The organism is Prevotella sp. AGR2160 (assembly GCF_000424185.1).
GTDB lineage: Bacteria > Bacteroidota > Bacteroidia > Bacteroidales > Bacteroidaceae > Prevotella.
Genome location: NZ_AUJK01000035.1, coordinates 1 through 8,395, shown reverse-complemented (window position 1 = coordinate 8,395; position 8,395 = coordinate 1). Strand labels below are relative to the sequence as shown.

Sequence of the window (8,395 nt, the reverse complement as noted above, 5' to 3'; positions counted from 1 at the left end):
GGGTTATCCTCTAGTCGTGGGCAGGTTGGATACGCGTTACTCACCCGTGCGCCGGTCGACGTCCAGAGTTTGCAAGCAAACTCTGCCGTTTCCCCTCGACTTGCATGTGTTAGGCCTGTAGCTAGCGTTCATCCTGAGCCAGGATCAAACTCTCCATTGTAAAATATGTTTTAAATGTAAATTTGTCTGTCTACAGGGTGAATATCCATACTCGAAGTATTGAGTCGTAAAACCTTCATGTGATTGACAGGTTTCCTTCTTGTACTACTTTCTTTCTGTCTTATGTAATCTTTTCAAAGAACTCTTTCTCAGTGCCCTCGTTTTTAACCGAAAGCGTTTGCAAAGGTACTATATTTTTCTGAACCTCCAAAATATTTTCGCAAAAAAATCTCCGAAAATCAAAAAAAAATGATTTTTGGAGATTTACACCTTATTTATATTAAGAACTGACTATATTCTTCCTACTTCCCTTGCGTGGCCGCAACATGGCGGCCACCTACAATAGGATTTATTGTGCGGGAGCCACCAGCTCGGCCTTCTTCTGATTGACATAATCCCCGAAGATCTTGTCCATCACCTGTCGATTGGAATCCGTGAGGTTGACCTGTTTACTGCTCAGGTCAAGATAGAAGGCTTTGATCTTCTTGTTCAACTTCGGCATGGCCTTGCGGATCTGCCGGTCCGTACCGCCCTCATTCTTCCAATCGAAGAACGGCTGGAAGATGGCGTCGAGGCCCGTCTTCACCTGCTGGCCGATCTGATTGGCGAAATCATTGGTTTCCGCCTTCTGTGCGGGTTCAGTCTTTTTCTCCGGTGCCTCCGTCTTCTGCAGGGCCACGGTATCTGCGGTATCATTATTATTATTGAATGTACCGTGATCGATCATGCTCTTGACGGCGATAGCGCCACCGATGACGACGAGGAGGATGATGACGGCGATGAGCACTTTCTTCAGATCGAACACGGGATGCCCCCCACCCTCAGAAGAGCGACGCCGATAGCTGCCGCCTCCGTCCAAGGCATTCATGAATTCCTCGGTGTCGAGGAACCGCTCACTACGTCCATAGCGTGTACAATGCTCAATGACGTCACTGTATTCGAGGTCCATGCCCATATCCTTCATGAGGATACCCAGGGAATAGATATCGGAGCGGCCGTCAACGGTCATCGTCCCGTCGCGGAGTTCCGGTGCCAGATATTTGATGCTTGCGGAGGGCACGGCGAGGTTGTCGGCCTGCAGGCTGCGCACGTCGACGAGTTTCACCTGATCCCCCTGTGCCGTGACGAAGACATTGCTTGGCGTGAGATTTCTATATATAATATTGTGGTCGTGCATATAGCCCAGGGCTTCCGCAATCTGCCGGAGGATCACGACGCACTCTCCCGAGGGATGGCGCTCGGCGATATAGTCAGCCAGACTGCGTCCCTCGACATACTCCCGCTCTATCGTCCACCCTTTCTGTTCATCCTCGAAGAGCTTGAAATATTTGACGATATGGGGATTATCTAATTTCTGTCCCACGGAGAACTCCCGTTTCAGACAGGCCACATGCTGGCGCTTATCTTTGAATTGATCCTTCAGCCATTTCAGTACAACTTTCTCTCCGGCCTCATTCGTTGCCGTCGCGAAGGCGAAACAACCTTTCGAGGGGAGTTCTACGACGTCCTTATACGTATTCGTGTCCATTATTGAAATAGAATTTATCAGTTATGCGGCAAAGTTACGGATATTTTTTGAAAAGCGTGAGAAAAAGTCCGAATTTTTATATAAAGTTTCGTTTTTCTTGTCATTATCGGAACGAAATTTTGTTTTCTCAGAAATAATTCATTACTTTGCAAGCAGAAAACGGAAAAAATGAGAAATTCGGGAGAACAAAATCAGCAAATGTTGAAGCCCATTCTGACCATCACGGGATCAGACAGTGCCGGCGGCTCAGGAATCCAGGCAGACATCCGGACCATCAGTGGTCTGGGAGGCCGTGTGGCATCCGTCATCACGTCGATCACGGTGCAGAACACGCTCGGCATTCAGGAGTTCTACGACCTCCCGGCGCCCATCATCCACCAGCAGATAGACGCCATCGTGAATGATATCGCCCCGTCGATCGTCAAGATTGGTCTGATCCACACGAAGGAGACCCTTCAGGTGATTCTGCAGGCTATCCTCCGCTATCAGCCCGCCTTTGTGCTCTACGATCCGATCATCCGTTCGAGCAACGGAGAGCCGCTGATGAGTGATGACCTGCTGTCCCAGATCCGTCAGCAGTTGTTGCCCCTGTGTCATCTCATCCTCGTCAACCGAGCCGAGGAAGAGCAGATTCTCGGTCCCTCCTTCCATCCGGGCAGTTATCACTCCCAGGAGATATGGTATCTCACCGACCGCCGTATTCATGGCCGCACGAACGAGTTGGCCTCCGCCACGGCCTATTACCTCTCTGCCGGTCACCCCGTAGCGGAAGCCATGGAAAAGGCGCGGCAGTATGTGACGCTGAAGATCACCGATGACGGCAATCTCCATAGCCGCAGCAGTGAGCTCTATCAGAATTTCCTGGATGCCGTGGAGAGCCATTACCAGACGAACAGCGATGTCAACTTTTACGCGGACTATCTCAATGTCAGCAGCCGCTACCTCTCCCAGGTCACGCACCGCATCAACGGCAAGAGTCCGAAGATGATCATCGACAACCGGCTGTTACAGCTGTTGCAGAAAGAACTTCTCACGACGCTGAAGCCCATCCAGGAGATCGCCTATGAGAATGGTTTCTCCTCCCAGGCCCATTTCACGAAATTCTTCAAGCGGCAGACGGGAATGACGCCCACGATGTTCCGGAGAAACAACGGAGAACGGAGAATGGAAAACGGAAAATAGAAAATGGAAAATAGAGAATATTAACTTTAAAGCATAAAAAAATGAGTAAAGAGAGACAAGAATTAAACCGCAACCTGGCGCAGATGCTCAAGGGCGGTGTGATTATGGATGTGACGACCCCCGAACAGGCCAAGATTGCCGAGAAGGCCGGTGCCTGTGCCGTGATGGCCCTGGAGCGTATCCCCGCCGATATCCGTGCTGCCGGCGGCGTGAGCCGTATGAGTGATCCGAAGATGATCAAGGGCATACAGAATGCCGTCTCCATCCCCGTCATGGCGAAGTGCCGTATCGGCCATATTGCCGAGGCCCAGATCCTGCAGGCCATTGAGATCGACTATATCGACGAGAGTGAGGTGCTCTCCCCTGCCGACGATGTCTATCATATCGACAAGACGAAGTTCGACGTGCCCTTCGTCTGCGGAGCCCGTGATCTCGGCGAGGCCCTCCGCCGTATCGCCGAGGGAGCCACGATGATCCGTACGAAGGGAGAGCCGGGCACGGGTGATGTCGTACAGGCCGTGAGCCACATGCGGAAGATGCAGAGTCAGATCCGTCAGGTCGTCGCCATGGCTGAGGATGAACTCTATGAGGCTGCCAAGACCCTGCAGGTCCCCGTTGACCTCGTCCGTTATGTCCATGAGCATGGCAAGTTGCCCGTTGTCAACTTTGCCGCCGGCGGTGTTGCCACGCCTGCCGATGCCGCGCTGATGATGCAGCTCGGTGCCGAGGGCGTCTTCGTAGGCAGTGGTATCTTCAAGAGCGGCAACCCGAGCAAGCGTGCCGCCGCCATCGTACAGGCCGTCACCAACTATAATGATCCCAAGAAACTCGCGGAGCTCAGTGAGGACCTCGGTCCCGCCATGGTCGGCATCAACGAGGAAGAGATCAAGACCTTGATGGCAGAGAGAGGAAAATAAACGATGAGAATAGCCGTATTAGCCCTTCAGGGAGCATTCGCCGAACATGAGCGGATGCTCTCCCGTCTCGGCGCCGATCCCTTCGAAGTCCGCCAACCGGCCGACTGGGACCAGCCGAAGGACGGACTCATCATCCCCGGCGGCGAGAGCACGACGCAGCTGAAGCTCCTCACCGACCTGCAACTCCTGGAGCCTGTACGCCGGGCCATCGAGGCCGGTCTTCCCGTCTTCGGCACCTGTGCCGGCCTGATCCTCCTCTCCAAACATGTGGAAGGAGAGGATTTCGACCGTCTCTCGACCATGGACACCACGGTATGCCGCAATGCCTATGGCCGTCAGCTCGGCAGTTTTCATACCGAGGCACCGTTCAAAGGCCTCTCGGGGAAGATCCCCATGACCTTTATCCGTGCCCCTTATATCAAACGGGTAGAGGGTAAGACGGAAGTTCTGGCGGAAGTCGGCGGACATATCGTCGCTGCCCGTGAGGGCAACCAGCTCGTCACGGCCTTCCACCCGGAGCTCAATGCCGACACTTCCGTGCACAACTATTTCCTGCAGATGTGTCAAGCCAGGAAATAACCCCATTCTGACCGACAGAAATCATATCCCTACTCCTCATTTTTGAGTAGGGATATGAAAAAACCATGAAAAAATTTGGAAAAGCGGACTTTTATCCGTAACTTTGCAATCTCAAGATTACATTTTCACCACTTAAAAAGTTTTATTCAGGTTATGAAGACAGAATGGAGAGGTTTCAAAGGAACCCTTTGGACAGAAGAGATCAACGTCCGCGATTTCATCCAGCACAACTACACCAGCTACGACGGCGATGAGCGTTTCCTCGCCGGTCCCACCGACGCTACCAACACCCTTTGGGGCAAACTCAAGGACCTCCAGAAGGAGGAGCGTGCCAAGGGCGGTGTCCTTGACATGGAGACCGAGGTCGTCAGCAGTCTGACGAGTTACGGTCCGGGCTATATCGACGAAGCCACCAAAGACCTGGAGAAGGTTGTCGGCCTGCAGACCGACAAGCCGCTGAAGCGTGCCTTCATGCCCTACGGCGGTATCAAGATGGCCGAGCAGGCCTGTACGACCTATGGCTATCAGCCGTCGGCGAAACTCCATGAGATCTTCACGAAATACTGTAAGACCCATAACGACGGCGTCTTCGACGCTTACACGGCCGAGATGCGCCATGTCCGTCATAATCATATCCTTACGGGCCTTCCCGACACCTATGGCCGTGGCCGTATCGTAGGCGACTACCGCCGTGTGGCCCTCTACGGTATCGACTACCTCATTGAGCAGAAGCAGCAGGATCTGAACCATATCGGCGATCAGGAGATGATCGACGAGGTCGTCCGCCTGCGTGAGGAGGTGGCCATGCAGATCAAGGCACTGAAGGGTCTGAAGGAGATGGCACAGATTTACGGTTTCGACATTAGCAAGCCGGCCTCCAATGCCCGTGAGGCCGTACAGTGGCTCTATTTCGGTTACCTCGGTGCCGTGAAGACGCAGAATGGTGCCGCCATGTCCGTAGGCCGTGTCTCCACCTTCCTCGATATCTATTTCGAGCGCGACCTGAAGGAAGGCACCCTCACGGAGACCGACTGCCAGGAGCTCATCGACCACCTCGTCATGAAGTTCCGCATGGTGAAGTTCGCCCGTATCCCGTCCTACAACCAGCTCTTCTCCGGTGATCCCGTATGGGCTACGCTGGAGGTTGCCGGCCTCGGTCAGGACGGCCGCAGCATGGTGACGAAGAATGACTTCCGTTTCCTCCATACCCTGGAGAATATGGGTCCTTCCCCCGAACCGAACCTCACCGTCCTCTACAGTTCCCGTCTGCCGAAGGCCTTCAAGCATTATGCCGCCATGATCTCCGTGAAGACTTCCAGCATCCAGTATGAGAACGATGACGTGATGCGTCCCATCTGGGGTGACGACTACAGCATCTGCTGCTGCGTCAGTGCCACGCAGACAGGTAAGGAGATGCAGTTCTTCGGTGCCCGTGCGAACCTCGCCAAATGTCTCACCTATGCCATCAGCGGCGGCGTCGACGCGAAGACGCGTGAACAGTGCGGTCCCGCCTACCGTCCCATCGAGGGTGACGTGGTCAGCTACGAGGAGTTCATGCCCCGTTTCATGAATATGATGGAGTGGCTTGCCGCCGTCTACGTGAAGACGCTGAACCTCATCCATTACATGCACGATAAGTATTTCTATGAGGCCGAGGAGATGGCCCTCATCGACACTGATGTCCGCCGTACTTTTGCTACGGGTATCGCCGGTTTCAGCCATGTCGTCGACTCCATCAGCGCCATCAAGTACGCGAAGGTCAATGTCATCCGTGACGAGACGGGCTTCCCCGTCGACTTCAAGACCGAGGGCGACTTCCCGCGCTACGGTAATGATGACGACCGTGCCGACGAGATCGCCGTATGGCTGTTGAAGACCTTCATCGCCATGGTCAAGAAGCACCATACCTACCGTAACTCCGAGCCCACGACGAGTATCCTGACGATCACGTCGAATGTCGTCTACGGCAAGTATACGAGCAACATGCCTGACGGCCGCCGTGCCGGTACACCGCTCTCTCCGGGTGCCAACCCGAGCTACGGCGCTGAGAAGAACGGCCTGCTGGCCAGTCTCAACTCCGTGGCGAAGCTGCCTTACAAGTATGCCCTCGACGGTATCTCCAACACGCAGACGATCTCTCCGGGCGCCCTCGGCCATGATGACGAGGAGCGTGCGAACACCCTCGTCGGTGTCATGGACGGCTATTTCAACCAGGGAGCCCATCATCTGAATGTCAACGTCTTCGGCATTGACAAGCTCAAGGATGCCATGGAACATCCCGAGAAAGAGGAGTATCAGAACTTCACCATCCGTGTCAGCGGATATGCCGTAAAGTTCATCGACCTCACCCGTGAACAGCAGTTGGATGTTATCGCCCGTCAGACCCATGAGCGTCTCTAAATCTGTAAGCCCTGCCACCAGTGGCGGGGCTTTCCTCCACTCCACGGAGTCCTTCGGCTCTGTCGACGGGCCAGGCATCCGCTTTCTGATCTTCCTGCAGGGTTGCCGTATGCGCTGCCAGTTCTGTCATAACCCCGACACGTGGAAGCTCCGTCGTGGTCAGCGCGTCACCGCCGACGCCCTCCTCGACAAGGCTGAGCGGTTCCGCGCCTACTGGGGCGAGGAAGGTGGTATCACCGTCAGTGGCGGTGAGGCACTGCTGCAGCTCGACTTCCTGCTGGAACTCTTCACGAAAGCCCACGAGCGGGGCATCAACACCTGTCTCGACACGTCGGCCCAGCCGTTCACACGCCAGGGGGAATGGTTCCGGAAGTTTGAGGCACTGATGAATGTCACCGACACCGTTCTGCTGGATATCAAGGAGATCGATGATGCCAAGCACCGGAAACTCACGGGCTGGACGAATGAGAATATCCTCGACTGTGCCCGTTATCTCTCCGACACCGGCATCCCCGTCTGGATCCGGCATGTCCTCGTGCCCGGGATCACGGATAACGATGACGACCTTCACCGGTTGGCGGATTTCATCCATCAACTGAAGAACGTGAAACGCGTGGAGGTTCTCCCCTACCACACTCTTGGCGTCTACAAATATCAGGAACTCGGCATCGACTATCCCCTGAAGGGCATCAATCCGCCCACGGCCGACCGCGTCGCCCATGCCCGGGAGATCCTGGGCGCCGTTGGGGCATGATACCCCCTCGTTTTTGGGGGCATCAGTCGGAAATGTTTGGGCAACTGATCACAAAAAATTAAACGTTGGATCGATTGCAGGGGCCGTCCACCCCCTTCATTTCCCCCGTGCCCGGGGGACAGAAATGTGGCGGCCCGTCGGCGGAACGCCGAATCAAAATGCGCATGTGGAATGCCGTACCGGCATCGGGCCGCCACAAGGGACGGCCCCTGCAAGTGGATTATGGCTGCACCGTCGTTGCGCTCTTCGGCTTGGTGTACTCGTCGTCCTGCTTGGCGGTGGCGATGTTGGCGAGTTCGGACGGGGAGAACTGGCCGGTGGCACGGGCACGGAGCTTGTAGGACGTGATGTCCAGAAATTCTTGTAAACACGGATCTTAAGCATAGGCTAAATGACTTTAAAGGGTTAGAGATAATGTCTTTTGTCTTTCGACATGGCAAAGATAGAAAGTTCCGTAGAGTAGTCCAAATTCTCGATAAAATTATCTGTTAACAGGCCTTAAATACAATGCCCGCAAACGTTAATTTCCTGTTAAATCTTTACAGAAATTTCCGTTAAGGGTGAATTCAACTAGCAAGTGCAAATTTAAGAAATATTTTTGACAAAGGCTTCATCAGGCGAGAGAAATTTCAATTTAGCTCTTGGTCTTGTGTTAATTTGCCGTTGTATTTCCTTGATTTTTTGTTGGCTGACATTGTCAAAATCGGTCCCCTTGGGGATATACTGTCTGATGAGTCCGTTTGTGTTTTCAATGAGTCCCTTTTGCCATGGAGCATGAGGATCAGCGAAGTATACCTTGGCACCAAGTTTCTTGGTAATATACTCATGACAGAAGAACTCTGAGCCATTATCAGTGGTAATGGTTTTGATCAAATA

8 protein-coding genes and 1 rRNA gene are annotated in these 8,395 nt (G+C 53.8%); 6 read left to right on the top strand and 3 right to left on the bottom strand.

Translation table 11 applies throughout. The features are described from left to right. A 16S ribosomal RNA gene (locus G604_RS0112365) occupies positions 1–160 on the bottom strand; the annotation flags it as partial. A gap of 348 nt (positions 161–508) precedes the next feature. After that, positions 509–1,687: a serine/threonine protein kinase gene (locus G604_RS0112355; RefSeq protein WP_028910825.1), complete on the bottom strand. Its 1,179-nt coding sequence runs from the start codon at positions 1,685–1,687 to the stop codon at positions 509–511. Between the two features lie 198 nt (positions 1,688–1,885). Between G604_RS0112355 and G604_RS0112350 the strand changes: the two genes are divergently transcribed. From G604_RS0112350 to G604_RS0112325, 6 genes are all read left to right on the top strand, one after another. Then, the gene (locus G604_RS0112350; RefSeq protein WP_231376164.1) at positions 1,886–2,869 is read left to right on the top strand and encodes a hydroxymethylpyrimidine/phosphomethylpyrimidine kinase; all 984 of its coding nucleotides are present in this window, start codon (positions 1,886–1,888) and stop codon (positions 2,867–2,869) included. A gap of 41 nt (positions 2,870–2,910) precedes the next feature. After that, positions 2,911–3,786: a pyridoxal 5'-phosphate synthase lyase subunit PdxS gene (gene pdxS, locus G604_RS0112345; RefSeq protein WP_028910823.1), complete on the top strand. Its 876-nt coding sequence runs from the start codon at positions 2,911–2,913 to the stop codon at positions 3,784–3,786. 3 nt (positions 3,787–3,789) lie between these two features. Next, positions 3,790–4,365, top strand: a complete 576-nt coding sequence (gene pdxT / locus G604_RS0112340) for a pyridoxal 5'-phosphate synthase glutaminase subunit PdxT (protein WP_028910822.1) — start codon at positions 3,790–3,792, stop codon at positions 4,363–4,365. A 153-nt stretch (positions 4,366–4,518) separates the two neighbouring features. Further along, positions 4,519–6,765: a formate C-acetyltransferase gene (pflB, locus tag G604_RS0112335; protein WP_028910821.1), complete on the top strand. Its 2,247-nt coding sequence runs from the start codon at positions 4,519–4,521 to the stop codon at positions 6,763–6,765. After that, positions 6,752–7,519, top strand: coding sequence for a pyruvate formate-lyase-activating protein (gene pflA, locus G604_RS14475; protein ID WP_036905770.1), 768 nt, complete (start codon positions 6,752–6,754; stop codon positions 7,517–7,519). The genes pflB and pflA overlap by 14 nt, the downstream gene beginning before the upstream one ends. Positions 7,520–7,643: 124 nt before the next feature. Next, complete coding sequence (locus G604_RS0112325; protein ID WP_028910820.1) at positions 7,644–7,886, top strand: hypothetical protein; 243 nt, start codon at positions 7,644–7,646, stop codon at positions 7,884–7,886. A 218-nt stretch (positions 7,887–8,104) separates the two neighbouring features. Here G604_RS0112325 and G604_RS0112320 read toward each other — a convergent pair. Then, positions 8,105–8,395: IS30 family transposase (locus G604_RS0112320; RefSeq protein ID WP_036905767.1), on the bottom strand; the 291-nt coding region annotated here is incomplete at its 5' end.